The 21,838-nt window shown below is 64.9% G+C and carries 22 protein-coding genes; 13 read left to right on the top strand and 9 right to left on the bottom strand.

Translation table 11 applies throughout. The features are described 5' to 3' along the window. Positions 1-160: 160 nt before the first annotated feature. The 3 genes from AC1RR3_RS16610 to AC1RR3_RS16600 are packed head-to-tail and all read left to right on the top strand — an operon-like array spanning position 161 to position 3,964. On the top strand, positions 161-658 hold the full coding sequence (locus AC1RR3_RS16610; RefSeq protein WP_008140891.1) for a (2Fe-2S)-binding protein: 498 nt from the start codon (positions 161-163) through the stop codon (positions 656-658). Beyond that, entirely contained in the window at positions 655-1,710 is a 1,056-nt protein-coding gene (locus AC1RR3_RS16605) for an FAD binding domain-containing protein (protein WP_492824182.1), read from the top strand. The genes AC1RR3_RS16610 and AC1RR3_RS16605 overlap by 4 nt, the downstream gene beginning before the upstream one ends. Beyond that, the gene (locus tag AC1RR3_RS16600) at positions 1,703-3,964 is read left to right on the top strand and encodes a xanthine dehydrogenase family protein molybdopterin-binding subunit (RefSeq protein WP_492824181.1); all 2,262 of its coding nucleotides are present in this window, start codon (positions 1,703-1,705) and stop codon (positions 3,962-3,964) included. The genes AC1RR3_RS16605 and AC1RR3_RS16600 overlap by 8 nt, the downstream gene beginning before the upstream one ends. A gap of 39 nt (positions 3,965-4,003) precedes the next feature. On the opposite strand, the gene AC1RR3_RS16595 is transcribed toward AC1RR3_RS16600, so the two are convergent. Then, a complete protein-coding gene (locus AC1RR3_RS16595) occupies positions 4,004-4,156 on the bottom strand; it encodes a hypothetical protein (protein ID WP_492824180.1) in 153 nt (50 codons plus the stop codon). 187 nt (positions 4,157-4,343) lie between these two features. Next, positions 4,344-4,892 carry a cupin domain-containing protein gene (locus AC1RR3_RS16590; protein ID WP_492824179.1) on the bottom strand — a complete coding sequence of 183 codons (549 nt, stop codon included), beginning with the start codon at positions 4,890-4,892 and terminating at the stop codon, positions 4,344-4,346. Between the two features lie 148 nt (positions 4,893-5,040). Here AC1RR3_RS16590 and aptA point away from each other — a divergent pair, with 148 nt between their 5' ends. Both aptA and AC1RR3_RS16580 read left to right on the top strand, forming a co-directional pair. Continuing rightward, positions 5,041-6,369 carry an omega-aminotransferase AptA gene (gene aptA / locus AC1RR3_RS16585; RefSeq protein WP_492824178.1) on the top strand — a complete coding sequence of 443 codons (1,329 nt, stop codon included), beginning with the start codon at positions 5,041-5,043 and terminating at the stop codon, positions 6,367-6,369. Positions 6,370-6,439: 70 nt separating this feature from the next. After that, positions 6,440-7,705, top strand: coding sequence for a D-amino acid dehydrogenase (locus AC1RR3_RS16580; RefSeq protein ID WP_492824177.1), 1,266 nt, complete (start codon positions 6,440-6,442; stop codon positions 7,703-7,705). Positions 7,706-7,912: 207 nt separating this feature from the next. On the opposite strand, the gene AC1RR3_RS16575 is transcribed toward AC1RR3_RS16580, so the two are convergent. After that, on the bottom strand, positions 7,913-8,569 hold the full coding sequence (locus tag AC1RR3_RS16575; protein ID WP_492824176.1) for a helix-turn-helix domain-containing protein: 657 nt from the start codon (positions 8,567-8,569) through the stop codon (positions 7,913-7,915). A gap of 180 nt (positions 8,570-8,749) precedes the next feature. On the opposite strand from AC1RR3_RS16575, the gene AC1RR3_RS16570 reads away from it, so the two are divergent. The 4 genes from AC1RR3_RS16570 to AC1RR3_RS16555 are packed head-to-tail and all read left to right on the top strand — an operon-like array spanning position 8,750 to position 12,227. Then, positions 8,750-9,508 (top strand): ABC transporter substrate-binding protein, encoded by a 759-nt coding sequence (locus tag AC1RR3_RS16570; RefSeq protein WP_492824175.1) that lies wholly within the window; start codon positions 8,750-8,752, stop codon positions 9,506-9,508. A gap of 40 nt (positions 9,509-9,548) precedes the next feature. Next, positions 9,549-10,202 carry an amino acid ABC transporter permease gene (locus tag AC1RR3_RS16565; protein ID WP_492824174.1) on the top strand — a complete coding sequence of 218 codons (654 nt, stop codon included), beginning with the start codon at positions 9,549-9,551 and terminating at the stop codon, positions 10,200-10,202. Continuing rightward, positions 10,199-10,930, top strand: a complete 732-nt coding sequence (locus AC1RR3_RS16560) for an amino acid ABC transporter ATP-binding protein (protein WP_492824173.1) — start codon at positions 10,199-10,201, stop codon at positions 10,928-10,930. Before AC1RR3_RS16565 ends, AC1RR3_RS16560 begins: the two co-directional genes overlap by 4 nt. A gap of 10 nt (positions 10,931-10,940) precedes the next feature. Next, on the top strand, positions 10,941-12,227 hold the full coding sequence (locus tag AC1RR3_RS16555; protein ID WP_492824172.1) for an NAD(P)/FAD-dependent oxidoreductase: 1,287 nt from the start codon (positions 10,941-10,943) through the stop codon (positions 12,225-12,227). A 2-nt stretch (positions 12,228-12,229) separates the two neighbouring features. Here the strand turns inward: AC1RR3_RS16555 and AC1RR3_RS16550 are convergent, their stop codons facing one another. Further along, complete coding sequence (locus AC1RR3_RS16550; RefSeq protein ID WP_492824171.1) at positions 12,230-13,819, bottom strand: gamma-glutamyltransferase family protein; 1,590 nt, start codon at positions 13,817-13,819, stop codon at positions 12,230-12,232. 138 nt (positions 13,820-13,957) lie between these two features. On the opposite strand from AC1RR3_RS16550, the gene AC1RR3_RS16545 reads away from it, so the two are divergent. Beyond that, positions 13,958-14,731, top strand: coding sequence for an enoyl-CoA hydratase-related protein (locus AC1RR3_RS16545; RefSeq protein ID WP_492824170.1), 774 nt, complete (start codon positions 13,958-13,960; stop codon positions 14,729-14,731). A gap of 94 nt (positions 14,732-14,825) precedes the next feature. On the opposite strand, the gene AC1RR3_RS16540 is transcribed toward AC1RR3_RS16545, so the two are convergent. Together AC1RR3_RS16540 and AC1RR3_RS16535 are read right to left on the bottom strand one after the other, a co-directional pair. Then, positions 14,826-15,002, bottom strand: a complete 177-nt coding sequence (locus AC1RR3_RS16540) for a hypothetical protein (RefSeq protein ID WP_492824169.1) — start codon at positions 15,000-15,002, stop codon at positions 14,826-14,828. Between the two features lie 9 nt (positions 15,003-15,011). Beyond that, positions 15,012-15,245, bottom strand: coding sequence for a DUF6894 family protein (locus AC1RR3_RS16535; RefSeq protein ID WP_492824168.1), 234 nt, complete (start codon positions 15,243-15,245; stop codon positions 15,012-15,014). Positions 15,246-15,447: 202 nt separating this feature from the next. Between AC1RR3_RS16535 and AC1RR3_RS16530 the strand changes: the two genes are divergently transcribed. The 3 genes from AC1RR3_RS16530 to AC1RR3_RS16520 all read left to right on the top strand — a co-directional run bounded on the left by AC1RR3_RS16530 (position 15,448) and on the right by AC1RR3_RS16520 (position 19,575). Then, on the top strand, positions 15,448-17,520 hold the full coding sequence (locus AC1RR3_RS16530; RefSeq protein ID WP_492824167.1) for a PQQ-dependent sugar dehydrogenase: 2,073 nt from the start codon (positions 15,448-15,450) through the stop codon (positions 17,518-17,520). Further along, positions 17,477-18,415: an SMP-30/gluconolactonase/LRE family protein gene (locus tag AC1RR3_RS16525; RefSeq protein ID WP_492824166.1), complete on the top strand. Its 939-nt coding sequence runs from the start codon at positions 17,477-17,479 to the stop codon at positions 18,413-18,415. Before AC1RR3_RS16530 ends, AC1RR3_RS16525 begins: the two co-directional genes overlap by 44 nt. A gap of 134 nt (positions 18,416-18,549) precedes the next feature. Then, positions 18,550-19,575 carry a histone deacetylase family protein gene (locus AC1RR3_RS16520; protein WP_492824165.1) on the top strand — a complete coding sequence of 342 codons (1,026 nt, stop codon included), beginning with the start codon at positions 18,550-18,552 and terminating at the stop codon, positions 19,573-19,575. A 69-nt stretch (positions 19,576-19,644) separates the two neighbouring features. Here AC1RR3_RS16520 and AC1RR3_RS16515 read toward each other — a convergent pair whose 3' ends face one another. The 3 genes from AC1RR3_RS16515 to AC1RR3_RS16505 form a co-directional block, all read right to left on the bottom strand. Then, entirely contained in the window at positions 19,645-20,625 is a 981-nt protein-coding gene (locus AC1RR3_RS16515) for an LLM class flavin-dependent oxidoreductase (protein ID WP_492824164.1), read from the bottom strand. Continuing rightward, positions 20,622-21,353 (bottom strand): 4'-phosphopantetheinyl transferase family protein, encoded by a 732-nt coding sequence (locus tag AC1RR3_RS16510; protein WP_492824163.1) that lies wholly within the window; start codon positions 21,351-21,353, stop codon positions 20,622-20,624. Before AC1RR3_RS16510 ends, AC1RR3_RS16515 begins: the two co-directional genes overlap by 4 nt. 233 nt (positions 21,354-21,586) lie before the next feature. Next, entirely contained in the window at positions 21,587-21,754 is a 168-nt protein-coding gene (locus tag AC1RR3_RS16505) for a hypothetical protein (protein WP_492824162.1), read from the bottom strand. Positions 21,755-21,838: the final 84 nt, after the last annotated feature.

Here is a 21,838-nt window from a genome sequence, read left to right as displayed (position 1 = left end):
GAATTCCAAATATTTTTCTGCGGCCCTTGTTAAGCGGAGGGTGCCTCCGTATCTTCGTTGGGATGTTGGCCGGGTTTCGCTTGGCCTGCGCATATCGACGGCGGCCACGGAGGTGGCGCGCTGGCCGATGACTCATGTCCATATCTGATCGGAGCCTTGTATGAACCACTCCATCAGCCTCACCGTGAACGGTGCGCGGCGCGACTTCGTCCTCGACGATCCGCGCGTCACGCTGCTCGATCTCCTGCGTGAGCGCCTCCATCTGACCGGAACCAAGAAGGGATGCGACCGCGGCCAGTGCGGCGCCTGCACGATTCTCGTCGACGGCAAGCGCATCAATTCCTGCCTCGCGCTCGCCATCAGCCATGACGGCGCCGACATCCTTACCATCGAAGGCGTCGCGCGCGGCGACCAGCTTCACCCCGTCCAGGCTGCCTTCATCGCCCATGACGGATTTCAGTGCGGCTTCTGCACGCCCGGCCAGATCATGAGTGCGATCGGCATGATGCAGGAAGCACAGGCCGGCAACGATCCCGAGCGCATCCGCGAATGCATGAGCGGCAATCTCTGCCGCTGCGGCGCCTATGCCGGCATCGTCGATGCCGTGCTGGAAGCGCAGGCTGGCATGGACGAATCCAATCAGAGGCGCTCCGCATGAAACAGTTCGATTATGTCAGGCCGGCCACGGTCGCAGAGGCCGTTGCCGCCGCCGCGCAGCCGGGCGCTGTTTATCTCGCCGCCGGCACCAACCTGCTCGATCTGATGAAGGGCGGCGTCAGCCGTCCGGATCGCCTGGTCGATGTCACGCATCTCGGCGGGCTCGATCAAATCGAGACTCTCGCCGACGGATCATTGCGTATCGGCGCGCTGGTGAGCAATGCCGATCTCGCGCATGACGCAAACTTCGCAAAGTCTTATCCGGCGGTCGCCGAAGCGCTGCTCTCCGGCGCGTCGGCGCAATTGCGCAACGCCGCCACCGTCGGCGGCAACCTGCTGCAACGGACGCGCTGTGCGTATTTCTACGATACCGCCAGCCGCTGCAACAAGCGCGAGGCCGGAAGCGGTTGCGATGCGCGCGAGGGCGAGAACCGCACCCATGCCGTGCTCGGCTGGAGCGAGAGCTGCATCGCCACCCATCCGTCCGATTTCTGCGTGCCGCTTGTGGCGCTCGATGCCGTCGTCGAGATCGAGGGCAGGGGCGGCCGACGCGAGATCGCGCTCGACCAACTGCATCGCCTGCCGGGCAACACGCCCGAGCGTGACTCCGCACTTGAACCCGGCGACCTCATCGTCGCGGTGCGCCTGCCGCCTGCGGCGCGCGGCTTTGCCACACATGCGCGCTATCTCAAGGTTCGTGAGCGCACCTCTTACGCCTTTGCTGTCGTCGCGGCCGCGGCTGCGTTGCGGATCGAGAACGGCAAGATCGCGGAAGCACGGCTTGCGCTCGGCGGCGTCGCCGCAAAGCCCTGGCGCGCCCGCGCCGCGGAAGACGTGCTCAAGGGTGTCGCGCCCACGGCGGACGCCTTCCAGGAGGCCGCCTGGCGCGCGCTCACCGACGCAAAGCCATCCGGCGATAATGCCTTCAAGATCGAGCTAGCACGCCGCATCGTCGTGCGTGCGCTGACACTCGCTGCCGCCGGGACGCCCGCGCGTATTGCCGCGCTGCCGGCCTCTCCCTTTGCCTCGACCTCCGGAGCCATCCATGCCTGAGCTTAATCTCACCAGCGCGCCTGCCCATCTGCGCCACGGCTCCAGCATCGGCCAGCCACTGACTCGCCGCGACGGCGTTCTCAAGGTCAAGGGGCAGGCGACCTTTGCCGCCGACAATCATCCGCCCGGCCTGCTGTTTGCCGTCATGGCGGTATCCAGCATCGCGCATGGCCGCGTCACCTCGCTCGATGTCGCTGCCGCAAAGCGCCATCCCGGCGTCGTTGACGTCATGACGCCGAACCACAAGCCGCAGCTCGCGATCGACCCCGAGATCAAGACCAATCCATTCGTGTTCCGGATGGAGGTCTTGCAGAGCAATGAGGTCCGCTACGCCAACCAGCCGATCGCCGTCGTGATCGCCGAGACACTGGAGGCGGCAACGGAAGGTGCGGTGCTGCTGGCGCCGCGCTACGAGGTGCTGCCCGCACTCGTCGGCCTCGATGCCGGCGAAAGCTTTGTGCCGCCGGTCGTCGGCGTCGGTAACCCCACCGAAAATCATCGCGGGGATGTCGAAGCCGGCCTCGCCTCAGCCGACAAGCAGATTGATGCGGTTTACGAAACGCCGCCGCAATATCACAACGCGATGGAGCCGCATGCGATCGTGGCCAGCTGGGACGGCGATCGTCTGCAGATCGACATGCCGACCCAGGGCTTGATGCTGTCGCTGGCGCGCGTGGCCGAGCTGTTCGGCATCGCGCATGACAAGATCCACATCCGCAGTCCGTTCCTCGGCGGCGGCTTCGGCTCCAAGGGGCTGATGTCCGGCCCGCCGACGCTCGGCATCATGGCCGCCAAGCTCGTCGGGCGACCCGTCAAGCTCGTGCTGCGCCGTGAGCAGATGTATGGCCCGGTCGGCCATCGCGCGCCGACGCGTCAGCGGCTGCGCATCGGCGCCGATGGTGAGGGGCGCCTGACCGCGCTCGATCACCACGCCAGGACCGTGTCGAGCACGTTCGACGATTTCTACGAGCCTGCGGCGGACGCCTCGCACACCCTCTATGCGGCACCTGCGATCCGCACCGCGCATGACGCCGTGCGCGTCAACACCGGTACGCCGCTGTTCATGCGCGCGCCGGGCGAGGCGACCGGTTCGATCGCGCTCGAAAGCGCAATCGACGAGATCGCCTGGGCGTGTGGTGTCGATCCGCTCGCCTTCCGCCTGAAGAACTACGCCGAGGTCGAGCCGATCACCGGCAAGCCATTCTCGTCCAAGGCACTGCGCGCCTGCTACGAGCAAGGTGCCGCGCGCTTCGGCTGGTCGAAGCGTTCGCTTCAGCCGCGGCAGATGCGCGACGATGCTGGCCTCTTGGTCGGCTGGGGCATGGGTACTGCGACCTTCCCGGCGCTGATGTTCCAGGCCGAGGCGCGCGCGGTGCTCCGCCGCGACGGCAGTGGTGCGATGGAGATCGGCGCGCATGACATGGGGCAGGGCGCCTGGACCGCGCTGGCCCAGATCGCGGCCGACGAGCTCGGCCTCGATATCGACCGTGTCGAGTTCAAGGCGGGAAGCTCAGACCTGCCTGATGCCGGCATCGCAGGCGGCTCGGCGCATACGGCAACCGCGGGTGCCGCGATCCACAGTGCCGGTGCGGCCGTGATCGCAAAGCTCGCCGATCTCGCCACGACTGACGAGCGCTCGCCGCTGTTCGGTGCCGGCAATGCCGGCGTCATCGCGCGCGACGGCAGGCTGATCCGGCGCGACGACGAAAGCCGCGGCGAGAGCTATGTCGAGATCCTCGCGCGCGCCGGCGTCGCGGAGGTCGAGGCGCGCGGCACCGGCGCGCCAAATCCTGCGGCGATGGAAGAGTATGCCATGCATGCCCATGGCGCAGTGTTCGCCGAGGTGAAGGTCGATCCCGAGCTCGGCCAGGTCCGCGTCACGCGCATGGTCGGCGCTTTCGCGGCGGGGCGCATCGTCAATCCGCATCTGGTGAAGAGCCAGCTGTTCGGCGGCATGATCTGGGGCATGTCGTTCGCGCTGCACGAGGAAGCCATCACCGATCGCCGCAGCGGCCGGATCATGAACGCCAATCTCGGCGAGTATCATATCCCGGTGAATGCCGACGTGCCGCCGCTCGACGTGATCACGGTCGAGGAGCACGATCCGCACGTCAATGCGCTCGGCATCAAGGGCGTCGGCGAGATCGGTATCACCGGCAGCGCCGGTGCAGTTGCCAACGCGGTCTGGCATGCGACCGGCGTACGTGTCCGTCGCTTTCCGATCAAGATCGAGGAATTTCTGACGCAGCGTTGAGGCAAGAGGCGGGGCGAGGCTTGCTCGCTCCGCCGCGGACTAGTGCAGCTTCTTGCGGAGGGCCTTGAGCGCTTCGCGCTGCGTCTCGATATATTCAGCTATAGCCTTGCGCAGCTCCTGCGAATGGAGCTTGTCAGTGTCGCGCTGCACTTCGTCGAGCGCGGCTTCTGCATTGGCGAGCGTGATCTTCATCTGCGAGCCCTGTTACGAAGCGGCCCCGGAGTGCCTAGGAGTCCGGGGCCATAACCTCAGCACCTTTAAGCCAGGCTGCTCGGCTACGTTTCGCAATATATAGAGGTTTGGCGCGCGGAAATTGAGATGGCTCAAGCTCCGTAAGATATCGGAGGCTCCGTAATATCCCGGATAGCGCCGGTGCGCGTCAAAACGTCGGCGGCGTGCAGGCCGAGATCACTTCGCACGGCTTGCCGCCGACGCAGCGGAAGCGATGCGGGCGGCGGCTCTCGAAATAATAGGCATCGCCGGGATTGAGGATGCGGCGCTCGTCCTCGACGGTAACTTCGAGCTTGCCCGAGATCACGATGCCGCCTTCCTCGCCGTCATGGACGAGATGCACGCGTCCGGTGTCGCTGCCGGGCTCGTAACGCTCTTTCAAAATCTGCAGGCTGCGGCCGAACAGATTGTCGCCGACTTGCCGATAGGAGATCGGCTTCTTGCCGACTTCGGTCAGCTCTTCGGAGCGATAGAAGATCTTGCGCCGGCTTTCCGGCTCCAGCGCGAAGAACTCGGCGAGCCCCATCGGGATGCCGTCGAGGATGCGCTTGAGCGCGCCGACCGACGGGTTCATCTGGTTGGATTCGATCAGCGAAATCGTCGAATTGGTGACGCCGGCACGCTTGGCGAGTGCCCGCTGCGACAGCTTGTGGCGGGCCCGGATGAATCGCAGCCGTCCACCGATGTCGACGCTCATGCCCAAATCCCTGTTGCAGGTGTTGCGGATCGCACAAATATGGACCCGCAGCCCCAGTGAAATCAATGGCTTGCAGCTGATCAGAAAAGGACTTGTTGCGCTTCGGAAGCCGTGGCTCTGCTGGCAGGTCAGCAAAGGAGCGTGGCCCGTGACCCTTCATCAGATTCCGAACACTATCAAGACCGACTCGTTCTGGATGCCGTTCACGGCCAACCGTCAGTTCAAGAAGGCGCCGCGCCTGTTCTCCTCGGCCGAGGGCATGCATTACACCACCGTCGACGGCCGCAAGGTGATCGACGGCTCCGCCGGCCTCTGGTGCGTCAATGCCGGCCACGGCCGCAAGCAGATCGCCGCCGCGGTCGAGCGGCAGCTGATGACGCTGGACTTCGCGCCGTCGTTCCAGATGGGCCATCCGCTGGCGTTCGACTTCGCCGAGCGTCTCGCCGAGATCGCGCCCAAGGGCCTCGATCGTATCTTCTTCACCAATTCCGGCTCCGAGTCGGTCGACACCGCGCTGAAGATCGCGCTCGCCTATCATCGCGCCAATGGCCAGGCGAGCCGCACCCGCCTGATCGGCCGCGAGCGCGGCTATCACGGCGTCGGCTTCGGCGGCACCTCGGTCGGCGGCATGGTCGCCAACCGCCGCGCCTTCGCGACCCTGCTGCCGGGTGTCGACCATATCCGCCACACCCATGATCTCTCCCGCAACGCCTTCGCCAAGGACCAGCCGGAGCATGGCGCCGAGCTCGCCGACGATCTCGAGCGTCTCGTCGCTCTGCACGGCGCCGAGACGATCGCCGCCGTCATCGTCGAGCCGGTGCCGGGCTCGACCGCGGTGCTGCCGCCGCCGAAGGGCTATCTCAAGCGCCTGCGCGAGATCTGCGACAAGCACGGCATCCTCCTGATCTTCGACGAGGTCATCACCGGCTTCGGCCGCCTCGGCACGCCGTTCGCCGCCGACTTCTTCGGTGTCACGCCCGATATGATGACGACGGCCAAGGGCATCACCAACGGCACCATTCCCTGTGGCGCGGTGTTCGCGCACCGCAAGGTGCACGACGCCATGATGATCGGCCCCGAAAACGCGATGGAGCTGTTCCACGGCTACACCTATTCGGCGCATCCGACCGCCTGCGCCGCCGGCATCGCGACGCTCGACATCTACAAGGACGAAGGCCTGCTCACGCGCGGTGCGTCGATCGCCGAATACTGGCGCGATGCGCTGCATTCGCTGAAGGGCCTGCCGAATGTCATCGACATCCGCAATTGCGGCCTGATGGGCGCGGTCGAGATGTCGCCGCGGGACGGTACGGTCGGTGCGCGTGGTTACGACGTGATGGTCGATTGCTTCAATCGCGGGCTGTACTTCCGCATGAGCGGCGATAGTTTCGCGCTGTCGCCGCCCCTCATCGTCGAGAAGAGCCACATCGACGACATCGTGTCGATCCTGGGTGATGCCATCAAGCGGGTGGCCTGATAATTGCTCTCGCCGTTGCGAGTGGTTTCCTTGCAGCGGCGAGCGTGATGCCGCGGGAGTTTGACGAAGCGTGAAAGTTCTGATCCTCGGCAGCGGTGTCATCGGTGTCACCTCTGCCTACTACCTCGCACGTGCCGGCCACGACGTGACGGTCGTCGACCGTCAACCAGAGCCGGCACTGGAGACCTCTTTCGCCAATGCCGGCGAAGTGTCGCCCGGCTATTCCTCGCCCTGGGCCGGCCCCGGCGTGCCGGTGAAGGCGATCAAGTGGCTTCTGATGAAGCACGGCCCGCTGGTGATCCGGCCGAAGCTCGATCCTGTGATGTGGGTCTGGCTCGCCAAGATGCTGCGCAACTGCACCAGTGCGCGCTACGCGGTCAACAAGAGCCGGATGATCCCGATCGCGGAATACAGCCGTGATTGCCTGCGTGATCTCCGCCGCGACATCGGCATCCAGTATGACGAGCGTTCGCAGGGTACGCTGCAGCTGTTCCGTTACCAGGCGCAACTCGACGGCACCGGCGAGGACGTCGCCGTGCTCAAGCAGTACGGCGTGCCCTACGAGGCGCTGAGTCGCGAGGGCTGCATCGCGGTCGAACCGGCGCTATCAGGCGTGAAGGAAAAATTCGTCGGCGGACTTCGCCTGCCGCAGGACGAGACCGGCGACTGCCACATGTTCACGCAGGCACTGGCCAAGCATGCCCAGGCGCTCGGCGTGCGCTTCCTGTTCAACACCGGCATCGACCGCATTGTCACCGACGGCGCGCGCGTCAGCGGCGTCGCGACCAGCGCCGGGATGTTGCAGGCTGACTCTTATGTTCTCGCACTCGGAAGCTATTCGTCGCGGATGGCCGCGCCGCTCGGCATTTCGCTGCCGGTCTATCCGGTGAAGGGCTATTCGATCACGGTACCGATCAAGGATGCCTCCGGTGCGCCGGAATCGACCGTGATGGACGAGAGCTACAAGGTCGCGATCACGCGTCTCGGCAACCGCATCCGCGTCGGCGGCACCGCGGAAATCTCGGGCTTCTCGACCAAGCTCTACGATGCACGCCGCGCCACGCTCGACCATTCGCTGACCGACCTGTTCCCGCGCGGCGGCGATCTGTCCAAGGCGACGTTCTGGAGCGGCCTGCGCCCGATGACGCCGGACGGCCCGCCCGTGATCGGCCCGACGCAGTACGGCAACCTCCATCTCAACACGGGCCATGGCACGCTCGGCTGGACCATGTCCTGCGGTTCGGGACGGGTGCTCGCGGATCTGCTGTCGGGCAAGAAGCCGGATGTCGATGTGAGTGCGCTGACGGTGGATCGGTATAATCACCGGTTTGGCTAAGACTCTATCCCCTCGTCATTGCGAGGAGCGTAGCGACGAAGCAATCCAGAATGCCTCCGCGGCGGCAGCCTGGATTGCTTCGCTGCGCTCGCAATGACGATGTGGAGGCGGCGGCGCCTCCCCTCCATCACCGTCATCCTGAGGTGCGAGCTGCACGAGCACCTCAGGATGACGGATTGAGATCGAGCGCGCGGAGCGATGGGAGAGCTACCCCGCACCCGTCACGCAATTTACCCACAGCACGACCGCCTTCGCATCGTTCGCCGGATTTGAAAACCGGTGCGGCCTTCGGCTCGCAAATCTAAAGCTGTCGCCGGTCTTCAGCGACCACGTCTCGCTGTCCACCGTCAGCATCATCTCGCCTTCGAGCACGAGGCCGGCTTCTTCGCCGTCATGGGTGTAGAGCTCGTCGCCGGTGGAGCCGTCGGGCTCCAGATGCACCAGGAACAGGTTCAGCTTGTTGTCGGCGCTGGCCGGGCTGAGCAATTGCTTGGACACGCCGGTTCGCCAGAGCTTGAGTTCAGGCCGCTGAAGTCCGCGCGTCACCACCTGGTCGGAGGCGCCGTCGGCGCCCGGGTTCGCGCCGAACAATGCGGCGATGCCGACGCCGAGCACATCGGCGAGCGTCGCCAGCACGCGCAGCGACGGGGAGGACAGGCCGCGTTCGATCTGGCTGAGAAAGCCGATCGACAGTTCGGTGCGCGCGGCGACGGCCTCCAGCGAGAACTGCCTGATACGCCTGAGATCGCGGATGCGACGGCCGACCGCGACATCCATCGCAGGCTCGGCCGGCGTGGTGATCGCCTTGGCTTTCACCATCTTGGCCGGCTTCTTCGCCGGCTTTGCGGCGGCCGGTTTGCGCATTCTTTTGCCACCGCTCACGTCAAACCGCTTCCTTCATGTGCATGAAAACCGCTTGCATCACTCGCGAAAGTGTGACCAAATTTTCATATTGGTGAAAATAGGCCGAAACGGCTCGGCCCGCAATGTCTGCGATGACGACATTTGCGAGCGCCGCATCGGCCGGACCCAAAGGGGAATGCGATGAAGCGTTTTGGTCTGGCCGCGGTCGCGGCGCTCGCAATTGCAGCCGTGGCGCCGGCCTCGGCGCAGCAGGTGCTGAAGGTCGGCTCGACGCCGACGGGCATTCCCTTCACCTTCCTCGATACCAAGACCAACACCATCCAGGGCATCATGGTCGATCTCGTCACCGAGATCGGCAAGGACGCCGGCCTCAATGTGCAGATCGAGCCGATGGCGTTCTCGGCGCTGATCCCCTCGCTGACCTCGAGCAAGATCGACATCATCGCGGCCGCGATGTTCATCACCGCGCCGCGGAAAGAGGTCGTCGACTTCTCCGACCCCATCTACACCTATGGTGAAGGCCTCGTGGTGCCGAAGACCGACACCAAGGCTTATGCCACACAGGAGGATTTGAAGGGCGAGACCGTCGGCGCCCAGGTCGGCACCGCCTTCGTCGACGCGCTGAAGAAGTCCGGCCTGTTTGCCGACGTCAAGGCCTACGACACCATTCCCGACATCCTGCGCGACGTGAACACCGGCCGCCTCAAGGCCGGCTACGCCGACTACCCGATCCTCGCCTACAATCTGAAGCAGGGCGGCTTCCCCGAGGTGCGGCTCGTCGACAGCTACAAGCCGGCCACGGTCGGCTCGGTCGGCATCGGCGTGCGCAAGGGCGAGACCGCGCTGCTCGGCAAGATCAACGCGTCGCTGGCGAAGCTGAAGGCCAACGGCACCATCGACAAGATCCTCGAGAAGTGGGGCCAGAAGGCGCAAGGCTGAGACATACAGGCTGATCGACAGAGGCTGGTAAGGCTGCCCGATGAAAGGCTTCTGGCACGACGCCGCCGAGTTCTTCCCGATCCTGATGAGCGGCGTCGTACTGACGATCGTCGTCACCATCGGCTCGCTGCTGCTTTCGACGGTGCTCGGCCTGATCTGGGCGATGATGCGGGTCTCCGGCATCAGGGCGCTGTCGATGCTCAGCGCCAGCCTGATCAACGTGATCCGCGGCATCCCGATCATCGTGCTGCTTTTCTACCTCTACTTCGTGATGCCCGATCTCGGCGTCACGCTCTCGGCATTGCAGGCCGCCATCCTCGGGCTCGGCATCGCCTATTCGGCCTATCAGGCAGAAAATTTCCGCGCCGGCATCGAGGCCATCGACAAGGGTCAGATCGAGGCGGCGCAGTCGATCGGCATGGGCTGGTGGCTCACCATGCGCCGCGTGGTGCTGCCGCAGGCGGTGCGCATCGTGCTGCCGCCCTACGGCAACGTCATGATCATGATGCTGAAGGACTCCTCGCAAGCCTCGACCATCACGGTCGCCGAGCTCGCGCTGCAAGGCAAGCTGATCGCATCTTCGACCTTCAAGAACACCAACGTGTTCACGATGGTCGCGCTGATGTATCTCACCATGAGCATTCCGCTGATCCTGCTGGTCCGTCACTTCGAGAAACGGGCCGGCAAGAAATGATCGAGCTCAACGACGTCCACAAGAGCTTTGGCGAGAACGAGGTGCTCAAGGGCATCACCGCCTCCGTCCAGAAGGGCGAGGTGGTCTGCATCGTCGGTCCCTCCGGTTCGGGCAAATCGACGATCCTGCGTTGCATCAACGGGCTGGAAAGCTACGACCGCGGCGAGATCAGCGTCGAGGGCCTGAAGGTCGACCGCGATGCGCCCTCCATCGTGAAGGTCCGCACCCAGGTCTCGATGGTGTTCCAGCGCTTCAACCTGTTTCCACATCGGACCGTGCTGGAGAACGTCGTCGAGGGGCCGCTGTTCGTGAAGAGGGAGCCGCGCGCGCAGGTGCTCGAGCGCGGCCGCGCGCTGCTTGCCCAGGTGGGCCTCGCTGAGAAAGCCGACGCGCATCCGCCGCAGCTCTCCGGCGGCCAGCAGCAGCGCGTTGCGATCGCACGCGCACTCGCGATGCAGCCCAAGGCGATCCTGTTCGACGAGCCAACTTCGGCGCTTGACCCCGAGCTCGTCGGCGACGTCCTCGGCGTGATGCGCAAGCTCGCCGATGATGGCATGACCATGGTCGTCGTCACCCATGAAATGGGCTTTGCCCGCGACGTCGCCGACCGCGTGCTGTTCATCGATGGCGGCGTCATCGTCGAGCAGGGAGCGGCGAAGGCCGTTCTCAATCAACCCCAGCATCCGCGCACGCAGGACTTTTTGCGGCGTGTGCTGCATCCGCTCTGATCGGTCTGTCATGAATACGCGTCTGCCTTTGCCGCCCTCGCTCTATGCCGACACTGCGGTTGCACCTGTCGCAACGCCGCCGCTCGATACGGACAAAAATGTCTCCGTCGCAATCGTCGGCGGCGGTTACACCGGTCTCTCCACCGCGCTGCATCTGGCCGAGCAGGGCGTCGAGGCGCTGGTGCTGGAAGCGCAGGAGCCGGGCTGGGGCGCGTCGGGCAACAATGGCGGCCACACCAATCCCGGCCTGAAGCACGATCCAGATCAGATCGAGGCGGACTTCGGCGCTGAGCTTGGCCGGCGCATGATCGAATTTTCCTACGGCACGCCAAACTTCACGCATGATCTGATCCGCCGCTATCAGATCCCGTGCGAAGCACGGCAGAACGGTACGCTGCGTGCGGCCTATCACGAGGCCAGCGCCGCGGCGATCGAGAAAACGGCGCAGCAATGCATCGCTCGCGGCATGCCGGTGACATATCTGAACCGCGAGCAGTTGCGCGAGATGACCGGCACCGATCGCTATATCGGTGCGATGCTCGATACGCGCGGCGGCGATCTGCATCCTCTGAGCTATGCTCGCGGCCTCGCGCGCGCCGCGATCTCGGCAGGCGCGAAGGTCCATGGCGAGACGCCGGCGCTATCGCTTCGCCGCGACGGTTCGCGTTGGCGCATCCAAACGCCGCGCGCGGTCGTGCGCGCGGATAAGGTGTTGCTCGCCACCAACGGTTTCACGGACGATCTCTGGCCGGCGCTCCGCCGCACCATCGTGCCGGTGTTTTCCTCGATCGCCGCCACCGCGCCGTTGTCCGACGAGGTCGCCCGCTCGATCATGCCGACACGCCCCGTTCTCTACGAGAGCGGCCACATCACAGTCTATTACCGCATCGACCAGCACAACCGCCTCCTGATGGGCGGCCGCGGCCCGATGCGCTGGATCAGCTCGCCGCACGACGTCGCCTATCTCATGCGCTATGCCGAGCGTCTATGGCCGCAGCTCAAGGGCGTCGCCTGGACCCATGGCTGGAACAGCCGGCTGGCCATCACCAAGGATCATTATCCGCATGTGCACGAGCCGGCGGAGCACATCCTGATCTCGCTCGGCTGCAACGGCCGCGGCGTCGCGCTCTCGACCGCGATGGGCGCGCAACTCGCCCGCCGGCTGATCGGCGGCGCCAAGGCCGAGATCGACATGCCTGTCACCGGCATCAATCCGATCCCGATGCACGCATTCTGGCCGGTGGGTGTAACGACCGCCGTGATCGCAGGCCGTGTGCGGGATCGGCTGGGGATCTAACCTCAGCCTTCCGCCACCGCATCGGCCCAAGGCTGAAAGATATCGACCGCGCCGGAATTCGTGTCGCCGTCGCGCATCACCACGCTCGGGCAGGCGAATTTCTGCGGCAAGGCCTGCACGCGGGTCTCCTCATAGTCGAAGCGCGCGACGAGCGCCTTGCGTGCGTCTTCCGGCAGACGCGCGTCGCCGATCACGACAGCGCCTTCGCTGGCGTCGATGCGCGGCTGGTGGATCGCGGCGTCGAGGTCCATGCCGAAATCCATCGCAAAGGACACGAGCTGCATCACCGACGGCAGGATGCGGCGGCCGCCGGAGGCGCCGACCGCGAGCCGTCTGCCGTCCCTGGTCTCGGCGATGACGGGCGTGTAGTTGGTGAGGCAGCGCTTGCCGGGGGCGAGCGAGTTGGTGGTGCCCGGCGTCGGGTCGAACCACATGATGCCGTTGTTCATGGCGATGCCGGTATGCGGCGTCACATATTTCGAGCCGAACGACGAGAGCAGCGTCTGCGTCACCGCCGCGATATTGCCGTGACGGTCGACGACGGAGAAATGCGTGGTGCAGGCGGGTGCGAGATAGTCGGCGCCGAGCGAGCGCTTGCCGTCGGCATCGCCCATGTCTTTGAGCCGCTCACGATAGGCCGACTGCAACGCCACGGCGTATTCGGCGTAGGCGGCCGCGTCGGGCGCGCCCGCGGGCTTGAGATTTTCCTGCAGCAGGCGCAGCGCATGCGCCAGCGTCGGTCCGGCGGTGAGCTCCGGCGTCGCAAATACCTTGCCGCCGCGATAGGGGATCGCCAGCGGCTCGCGCAGATGGCTACGGAACGCGGCGAGATCCTCCACCGACAGCGAGCCGCCGTCGGCCTTGATGTCGGATGCGATGCTCTTGGCGAGATCACCCTGGTAGAAATCGCGCGGGCCGGCCTCGGCGAGGTGCGACAGCGTCGCCTTCAACTTGTCCAGCGGCAGCCGCGTCGCGGATTTGATGCCCCATGGCGCGCTCGGCGGCAGGCCGTCCTTCAGGAACGTGGCCGCGCTTGCGGGATAGCGCCGAAGATCGGCCGCTGATGCTGCGATCGTCAGCGTGGTCCACCAATCGACCAGCAGGCCTTCGCCGGCGAGGGCGACGGCCGGCGTGACCAGATCCTTCCACGGTAGCTTGGCGTGGCGGCGATGCGCCTCCTCCATGCCGGCGACGACGCCGGGCACGGCGACCGCGCCGGGGCCGTGGATGTTGCGATCGTCCTTCACCCGCTGCCAGGGAAACAGATCGGAGGCCGCGCCTTCGCCGCTGAGCGGATAATCGGCGGTGCGCAGGCTCTGCGGGGCGCACATGCCGTAGTCGATCACCTCATAGCGATTTTCCTTGGCGCGGTAGAGCACCATCGCGCCGCCGCCGCCGATGCCGCTGTTCCAGGGCTCCAGAACGTTCAGCGCAAAGGTGGTCGCCACGATTGCATCGACGCAATCGCCGCCCGCTGCCAGCACCTGCGCTCCTACCTCCGCTGCCCGCCGCGATTGCGAGGCCACGATGCCGCCCTTGGACGTGACGGCGGGTTTGCGGACGGTTTGGTTGAGGCTGAACTGATGAGGCATGATGTCGCTTGCTTGTCTTGTCGGTTGTCTTTTCGGTTGTCTTGGCTTCGTTGCGCTGACGTCGAAGCTCTGCATTTGGCGGAGCGCGCGAAGAATGGCACATTGCCGCCAACGAGAACATCAAAAGGGAGAGGCGACATGGCAGGTGTGAAACAGGCGCGGGATGGAGCTGTCGGCATATTGACGCTCGATGAGCCGGCGAGCCTGAACGCGATGACGCCGGATCTGCTCGGCGCGCTCGCCGCCGCCGTCGCCGCGATGACTGGGGATGACGGCGTGCGCGCTCTGGTCCTCACCGGCGCGGGACGCGGCTTCTGCTCGGGCCAGAATTTGAAGGCCTCCGAAGCACTGGGTGAGGACATCGCCGCCGGCGTCATGCGCTTCTACTGGCCGGCCTTCAGGGCGCTGCGCGAATGCCGCGTGCCTGTCGTCGTCGCCGTCAACGGGGTGGCGGCTGGCGGCGGTTTCAGCCTCGCAATGGCCGGCGACATGATCGTCGCGGCGCGGTCGGCGAGCTTTGTCCAGGTGTTCAGCCGCATCGCGCTGGTGCCCGATCTCGGCTCGACCTGGCTGTTGCCGCGCCTGATCGGCCGGCAGCGCGCGCTCGAGCTGATGCTGCTCAACGAGCCGCTGACGGCGGAACGCGCCGAGGAGATCGGTCTGGTGCGGCAGGTTGTCGACGACGACAAGCTGATGGGGGAGGCTTTGGTGCTGGCGCGGCGCCTCGCCGACGGCCCGACGCGTGCTCTGGTCGCAACCCGCGCACTGGTCGAGGAGAGCGAGCACACGACCTACGAGGCGCAGTTCCGCAGCGAGATCGAGCTGCAGGCCACGATCCGCAAAAGCGCAGATGCCATCGAAGGCCGCAACGCCTTCGTCGAGAAGCGCAAGGCGAAGTTTACAGGGCGGTGAAGGAAGGTCGTCTCCCAAACGTATCATGGCCGGGACAAGCCCGGCCACGATACGGAGGAGACGGAAGATCAGCTGGGAAGCGAAGCCGCAGGGCTCAGAGCGAGCGGTCCAGCCGGCTGGCCTGATACTTGGCGTGCCATTTCGGGCCGGGGCCGCGCATGTAGTGGAGCTCGGGGCGGTAGGGGTTGCCCGCGATCCGTACCAGCTTCAGCCATTTGGTGGTGACGAAGGTGAGGGGCTGGCGGAGCAGGGTCAATGAGGCGAACAGCATGGCATCACCTCAATGCGGCTTGCCGAGCATGGCAGTGAAGGGGAGATCGAAAAGATCCTCGCCGTCGGAGCCGCTGACATGGATCACCCAGTCGCGCCAGTCTTCCTCGCCCGGCGTCTGGATCATCGAATTCATGATCTGGGCCGCCCGGTCGCGCGCCTCGGTCAGGCTGGCCACCGCGGTTCCGCTGCGGTCGATCAGCGTGCCGTCCATGTTGGAGCAGTGAAAATAGACCTGGACCATATGCGTCTCCTATTGGGAGCGATCAGGATGGCAAACCGATACCACTCGAAGCATTCGCGAAACATTCGGGCCGAGCCCGGTAAGGGAATCTACGGAGATTGGTCGGAACGAAGGTCGTTACAGGTTTAATCACAGGCGGGTGATGGCTGGACGGCGTTCAGGCGGCATGGAACAAGTTTCACGGAAAGTCCGGGAGGCCACCGTGAACCAGTTCACATTCGGGTGCGAACGCCGAAATCCGCGCGTGTTTGCAGCGGTTTTGGCGGCAGCGCTGCTCGGCTTAACCCCGGCCTCGTCCGAGCCGGTCAGGAAGAGCGGCTATGCCATCGGCACGGACACCTGCGGCAGCGGCGATCTTGCTTTTCCCAGGATCCAGATCGACATGAAGGCGGGATTTTGCGCCGGCCTCGTCGCCAGCGAAGAGGACCACCTCAAATTTCCGCGTTCGATCGTCCAGGTGCCCGGCCGTGAGCTGTTCGTGGTCGCCGACATGGGCGGCTGGGGCCACACCGACGGACGGCTGTTGCTGCTCGATCCGCATGCGTCCCAGGGGCAGCGTTTCAAGGAGCTGCTCACCGGTGTTGAATATCCATTCGGCCTCGTGATCGGTCCGGACAAGAAGCTCTACGCCTCGACCGCCGAGACGATATTCCGGTTCGATCCGCTGGCGGACAATCCGCGCGGCACGGTCGAGACCATTATCCGTCACATGCCGGGCCGCCGGATCACATTGCCTGATGGAACGAGGCTCGACGAGAGCGCGCATCCACTCAAGCAGTTTGTGTTTGATAAGAACGGCCGGCTGTTCGTCAATATCGGCTCCCACAGCGACGACTGCATCACGCCGGCGCCGATCACAAAGCCTTGCGCGGCGGCCGAAGGCGCCTCCGCCATGGCGTCGATCTGGCTGTTTACGCCGTCCGCAGGCGGCATCTTCCCGGCGTTGACGCCGAAGGATCCGGACCCGCCGCACATCGTTTATGCCCGCGGCCTGCGCAACTCGATGGCGCTGGCGCTGCATCCGAATTTTCCGGACGCCGGCTACGCCTTCCTGCAAGGCGAGAATGGCCGCGACCTGCCTGATATCTTCAAGCCGAACGAGGAGATCAACGCGATCGAGCAGGGCAGGCATTACGGCTGGCCCTATTGCTACGACCTGGCGACGCCGAGCCCCGAATTCAGGATCGTGCTGCAATCGGGGACCTACAAATCGCTCTGCACGGCCAATGCGCTGTACAAGCCGCCATTCTCGCTGATGCCGCCGCACGGCGCGCCGCTGGCGATGCTGTATTATCACGGCGCCAAATTTCCGGAGCTGGAGGGCAAGCTGCTGGTCGGCCTGCACGGCTATCGCCCGACCGGCAGCCGTGTCCTCATCTACGATGTCGACGACCACGGCTTTCCCAAGCCGAGCCCTCCGCCGGTGCGCTACCACGTCAGCTGCGCGGCCGATCCGACCCACAGCTTCCAAGCCGACGCGGGCGAGGTCGCCGCCGCGCCGTTCGAGGAGCTGATCGCAGGCTGGCACCGTGTCAACGGCGCGCGGCCGCAGGGCGCGCCGGTCGGCATGACGGTCGCGGAGGACGGCGCGATCTGGCTGGTCGAGGACAAGAACCAGACCGTGATCCGGATCGATCGCGCTGCGGGCGACGCGCCTCAGCCGCTGCCCTGCGACACGCGCAGCCAGGCAATGATCGATCAGCTCGCGGCCTTCGTTGCAAGAGACGCACAGAACAGCGTCCGCCTCACCAGCTTGCGCAAGGGCCTCGTCGAGAAGCATTGCCTCGGCTGCCATTCCGATTTCGGCCTGAAGGCGGGACAATCGGACGCACAGAAGGATTCGACCGTGCTCCGCTTCATGCTCTCGCAGGACGGCTGGATCTATCCCGGCGATCCTGATGCCGGCAGGCTGCGGACACGGTTGCGCGGTCTCGGTGCCGAAAAGCTGATGCCGCCGGGCGGAGAGAGCCTGCCGAGGACCGAGCCCGGTTACACGCGCCTGCTCGATACCGCGGACCTGCTCGCTGCCAGGATGGTCCCGGGCACGCGGATGCGGATCAAGCCTGGCCCGCCGCAGCGCAAGTTCTTCGGCAAAACCAACAAGGAATGCGGCGAAATACCGGCCGCCAAGGTCGTTGTGGTGACACAAAGGAGCGCTGTAGACAAACCCGGCTTCAGCCGATTCTTTCGGCCGGCCGATCCCTATCTCAATGGCGAGTGCAGCGACGACGATGGCTATTACATCCGGCAGGAATTTCTGGTGCCTGTGCAGTAGCATCCTGCTTGTCGCGACGCCGCTTGTCGCTGCGGACACAAAACTGTTCGAGAGCGTGCAGGTGACGCCCGGCAGCGAATATACGTTCGGCATCGAAGGGCCCGCCGCCGATCTCGACGGCAATCTGTTCGTCGTCAATCTCGGCAAGCCCGGCACCATCGGCAAGCTGCCTGCGGGCGGCGTGGCGTCGGAGCTGTTCACGGCACTCCCCGAGGGCAGCGTCGGCAACGCGATCCGTTTCGATCGCAGCGGCACCATGTTCATTGCCGACTACAAGAAGCACAACATCTTCGCCATTTCGAAGGGCGCGACCGAGCCCCTCGTGTGGTTTCATTCCGACGAGATGAACCAGCCCAACGACATCACCATCGGGCGCGACGGCACGATCTATGCGAGCGATCCGAACTGGAAGGGACGCGAGGGCCACATCTGGCGCATCGCGAAAGCCGCGGACGGAACGGTGCAGGGGCAGGTGATGCCGGCGTCGCGCGCGATGGGTACCACCAATGGCATCGATCTCAGTCCTGACGGCAAGACGCTCTATGTCGGGGAATCCAGCAGTGGCCAGATCTGGTCCTATGCGATCAATGGCAGCGAGCTCACCGGCGCAAAGCTGGTCAAGGCGTTTCAGCCGGACACCATCGACGGCTTGCGCACTGACGTCAGCGGTCGCCTCTATGTCGCGCGCATCCTCAAGGGCACGATCGCGGTGATGAGGCCGAACGGCGCGGTCGAGCGCGAGATCCCGCTGAAAGGCAAGGAGCCGACCAATCTCGCCTTCGGCGGCAGCGACGGCAAGACCATCTTCGTCACCCAGCGCCAGGGCGGCTTCATCGAGGCCTTCCGCACCGACCAGCAGGGCCGTGAGCACTGTCTTCAGCGCGGTCGCTGCTGAGCTGCGCGAGCGCTCTGCTTTTTGCGCAGAGGGGCGTGAGAGGGGGCGGCATTCTTCTTGCTTGCACAGGGCCGCCGCAGGGATTTAGACATCTGTGGGCATCGTTAGAGAGCACGCGACCACGGAGTGTTTGAGTGAAAGCCGTCCATACCGAACTGCACCGCAGCCATGATCCGCAATTCTTCCTGGTCCGCGGTGTCGTCAAGCGCACCACTGAGCAGCCCGAGCGCGCCGACCGCCTGCTGAAGGGATTGAAGGACGGCAAGCATCAACTGGTCGCGCCCAAGACATTCGGACAGGGGCCGCGCGCGCGCATTCACAGCCCCGAATATCTGTCGTTCCTGAGCGAAGCCTGGGACGCCTGGAACGCACTCGGCGATTCCGGTCCGGAGATGATCGGCAACATCCATCCGGTGCGCCATGCGGCGACCTATCCGACCCACATCGTCGGCAAGCTCGGCTGGCACACCGCGGACACCGCAGCACCGATCGGCCCGGGCACCTGGGCCGCGGCCTGTGCGGCAACCGACGTCGCGACCACGGCGGCGCAGATGGTGATGGACGGCGAGGATGCGGTCTACGCGCTCTGCCGTCCGCCCGGCCATCACGCCTATCGCGACATGGCCGGCGGCTTCTGCTTCCTCAACAACAGCGCGATCGCCGCCGCGCATCTGCGGCTCAAGCACGAGCGTGTCGTGATCCTCGACGTCGACGTCCATCACGGCAACGGCACGCAAGGCATCTTCTACGCACGGCCTGACGTCTACACGGTGTCGATCCACGCCGATCCCGCCGCGTATTATCCTTACGTGTGGGGCTATGCCCATGAGCGTGGCGAAGGTCCGGGTCTGGGCGCCAATCTCAATATTCCCCTGGCCATCGGCACCGGAGACGACGGTTACATCCAGGCCATGGACGTCGCGCGCAAGGCGATCGAGTCCTTTGCTCCGGGTGCCCTCGTCATCGCGCTCGGCCTCGATGCCTCCGAGCACGATCCGCTCAAGGGTCTCGCCGTCACGACGCCCGGCTTCCGCCGCATCGGCCAGGCCATCGCGAAGATGGGCCTGCCAACCGTGTTCGTGCAGGAGGGCGGCTATCTCTCGGATATCCTGGGTGCGAACCTGACCTCGGTGCTGGCCGGATTTGAAGAGGCGCGGTGATTTCTTCGCCTCTCCCCGCGCCTGTCCCGCCGAAGCCTTGGCGAAGGCGGATGCGGGGAGAGGCGGGACTCAAAACATCCCGCTCGCCGCGAGTGCCTTGCAGACGTGCTGCATCTCTTCCTCGTCCGCGACCATGTCGAGCATAACAGTGGTCAGGCCCTTTGCCGCAAAATCCTTCAGCTTCGCCCCGATCTCTTCGTAGCTGCCGACGAGATAAGGGCAGTCGGCCTGGAACGTCAGGAACGGCAGCAGCCAGTAGCCATTGTCCTGGAGTTCGCCGCTCTGTCCCTCATACAGCCGCCGCTTCCACACGGAGTCGCTGTTCTCCACGGTGAGCGCGAGCAGCTCGCGATCGTCCGCGTTGTCGCGGAAACGTGCCTTCGCGGCTTGCCGTGCCTCCTCGCGGCTCTCGCGCGCAAAGATTCCAAAGTTCATGCCTGGCGCATCGAGGCCGCGATCGAGATCGGGTGGCAGCATCTGCATCTTGATGCAGCCGGTTTCCCTCGCGACACGCTGCGCCGCGTCCGACTGGCCCGCGACCAGAAATTCCGGCATCAGTTCCGCGGGCAGGCGCGGGCGCAGTTGAAGATTGGCCGCGCGGTAGAACCGGCCCTCGAAATTCACCGGCCGTGGGCTTGCCAGCAACTGGCGCATCAGCGCGACGAATTCGCCAAGCCGGACATAGCGGTCGCCATGCGACTGCTCGTCGCCCAGCCCCTGCAAATCGCTGACCGCGGTCCCCGTGATCATGTTGAGATAGATCTTGCGGCCATGGAGCTGCGCAAAGGACGAGACGAATTTTGCCGCCGTGAATGGGTGCATGTAGACCGGATTGACCGCGATCAGCGGCGAGGATCGCGTCGTCGCGGCCATGATGTGCTGAGCCATCGCCCAGGGCTCGACGAACACGTCGTTGCCTTCGAACAGCAAGATGCCTTCGAAGCCGTTGCGGTCGGCGAACTGCGCCACCCGCATCAACTCGCCGACATATTTTTTGGGATCGCGGTTGCGCGAGATCGCGGGAAAGACGCGCAGCCGCGCCGGCGTCATTCAGCCGCTTCCTGGAGCGGCCAGGCATTGCGGGTGATGGGAAGGCCGCCGGTCGCGCGGGAGCCGTCGGCGATCGCGAGGCGATGCGAGGGCGAGGGCGAGCACAGCGAGAAGCGCCATCCCGACGGATCGTCGGCGATATCGGGCTTGAAGCTGATCTCGATGGCCTCGCGCGACACCTGCATCGCGAAGGCGTCGAGCGGCAGATTGAGCCCGAAACCCCTGGCCTTCAGATAGGCCTCCTTGAGCGTCCAGTAGTCGAAGAATCGCTCGATCGCGGCGGGCTCGGGCAGTCCGCGCAGGGTTTCGACCTCTTCCGGCGCAAAGAAGCGAAGCGCGGTGGACAATGGGGCCACCCGGCGCGACACGGTCTCGACGTCGACGCCGACGGCCTCATGCCCCGACACGACGCAGGCGACGCAGCCGTCGGCATGGGACAGGCTGAAATGCAGCGGGGTCGCGGCCGCAGGCGCTGCGACATACGGCCGCCCATAGCGGCCGGCCCCGAAGGACCAGTCGGAGGGCGCGACGTCGGGTGCGACCTGCGACAGAGCCAGGCGCAGCATGGCGTGCGCGAAAATATATTGCCGTCGGTGCCGCTCGAACATGAAGCGGTCGGCGCGGATACGTTCGTCGACCGAGAGTAGTCGTCGGCACGCATCGACTGCGCCCGGCGCGTCAATGGTCTCGATCAGTCCGACAAACAGTTCAATTCTGTCGTCTGCCATCAATTGGGCCCATGGCGTCAGTCGGGGGCGAAATCCCCGGCGCTGACGGAAGAATCAACTGAGCAAGAAATAACTAAGCGGACCGCTTCTAACGGTCCACCCGGGCAATTTCTTGTCGATTTGCAGGCGGGTTTACAGGCGCAAGCTTGTGCGAGACCCCAACTCGACAAACGAGCGGCCCATGTCCCTAAAGTGAAGCCTGAGGATTCGTGCGGCGTCCCGGCCGACGAACCTTACTTCTTCTTCTTGGCTTTCTTCGAGCCGCCCAGCATCGAAAGGCTGGAGTCGACGTCCTTCAGCGCGGACTGGAGCTTCTTCTTCTCGTCGGTCAGCAACTTTTGCAGGGCCTTGCGGTCCTTGTCGCTCAACGAGGTGCCCTTGGTAAATTTGATGAAACCCATAACACTCCCCCGGTTGAAAATAATCGTCCAAATCAAAACGCGAGAATAATCTTGCGCGCTGGCGCCAAATAATCAAGATGCAAC

It is taken from the genome of Bradyrhizobium sp. GW821-FHT13H05 (assembly GCF_058804065.1).
The sequence above is the reverse complement of the archived record's forward strand: the minus strand, read 5'-3'. Positions and strand labels throughout refer to the sequence as shown.

Excerpts from the sequence above, each read along its gene's own strand:
- AC1RR3_RS16525 (WP_492824166.1), top strand. The coding sequence starts at position 17,477 with ATGGCTATTACATCCGGCAGGAATTTCTGGTGCCTGTGCAGTAGCATC.
- AC1RR3_RS16505 (WP_492824162.1), bottom strand. The coding sequence starts at position 21,754 with ATGGGTTTCATCAAATTTACCAAGGGCACCTCGTTGAGCGACAAGGAC.
- AC1RR3_RS16605 (WP_492824182.1), top strand. The coding sequence starts at position 655 with ATGAAACAGTTCGATTATGTCAGGCCGGCCACGGTCGCAGAGGCCGTT.
- AC1RR3_RS16600 (WP_492824181.1), top strand. The coding sequence starts at position 1,703 with ATGCCTGAGCTTAATCTCACCAGCGCGCCTGCCCATCTGCGCCACGGC.
- AC1RR3_RS16510 (WP_492824163.1), bottom strand. The coding sequence starts at position 21,353 with ATGGCAGACGACAGAATTGAACTGTTTGTCGGACTGATCGAGACCATT.
- AC1RR3_RS16555 (WP_492824172.1), top strand. The coding sequence starts at position 10,941 with ATGAATACGCGTCTGCCTTTGCCGCCCTCGCTCTATGCCGACACTGCG.
- AC1RR3_RS16590 (WP_492824179.1), bottom strand. The coding sequence starts at position 4,892 with ATGAGCGTCGACATCGGTGGACGGCTGCGATTCATCCGGGCCCGCCAC.
- AC1RR3_RS16515 (WP_492824164.1), bottom strand. The coding sequence starts at position 20,625 with ATGACGCCGGCGCGGCTGCGCGTCTTTCCCGCGATCTCGCGCAACCGC.
- AC1RR3_RS16535 (WP_492824168.1), bottom strand. The coding sequence starts at position 15,245 with ATGGTCCAGGTCTATTTTCACTGCTCCAACATGGACGGCACGCTGATC.
- AC1RR3_RS16540 (WP_492824169.1), bottom strand. The coding sequence starts at position 15,002 with ATGCTGTTCGCCTCATTGACCCTGCTCCGCCAGCCCCTCACCTTCGTC.
- AC1RR3_RS16545 (WP_492824170.1), top strand. The coding sequence starts at position 13,958 with ATGGCAGGTGTGAAACAGGCGCGGGATGGAGCTGTCGGCATATTGACG.
- AC1RR3_RS16595 (WP_492824180.1), bottom strand. The coding sequence starts at position 4,156 with ATGAAGATCACGCTCGCCAATGCAGAAGCCGCGCTCGACGAAGTGCAG.
- AC1RR3_RS16560 (WP_492824173.1), top strand. The coding sequence starts at position 10,199 with ATGATCGAGCTCAACGACGTCCACAAGAGCTTTGGCGAGAACGAGGTG.
- AC1RR3_RS16575 (WP_492824176.1), bottom strand. The coding sequence starts at position 8,569 with ATGCGCAAACCGGCCGCCGCAAAGCCGGCGAAGAAGCCGGCCAAGATG.
- AC1RR3_RS16570 (WP_492824175.1), top strand. The coding sequence starts at position 8,750 with ATGAAGCGTTTTGGTCTGGCCGCGGTCGCGGCGCTCGCAATTGCAGCC.
- AC1RR3_RS16610 (WP_008140891.1), top strand. The coding sequence starts at position 161 with ATGAACCACTCCATCAGCCTCACCGTGAACGGTGCGCGGCGCGACTTC.
- AC1RR3_RS16550 (WP_492824171.1), bottom strand. The coding sequence starts at position 13,819 with ATGCCTCATCAGTTCAGCCTCAACCAAACCGTCCGCAAACCCGCCGTC.
- AC1RR3_RS16565 (WP_492824174.1), top strand. The coding sequence starts at position 9,549 with ATGAAAGGCTTCTGGCACGACGCCGCCGAGTTCTTCCCGATCCTGATG.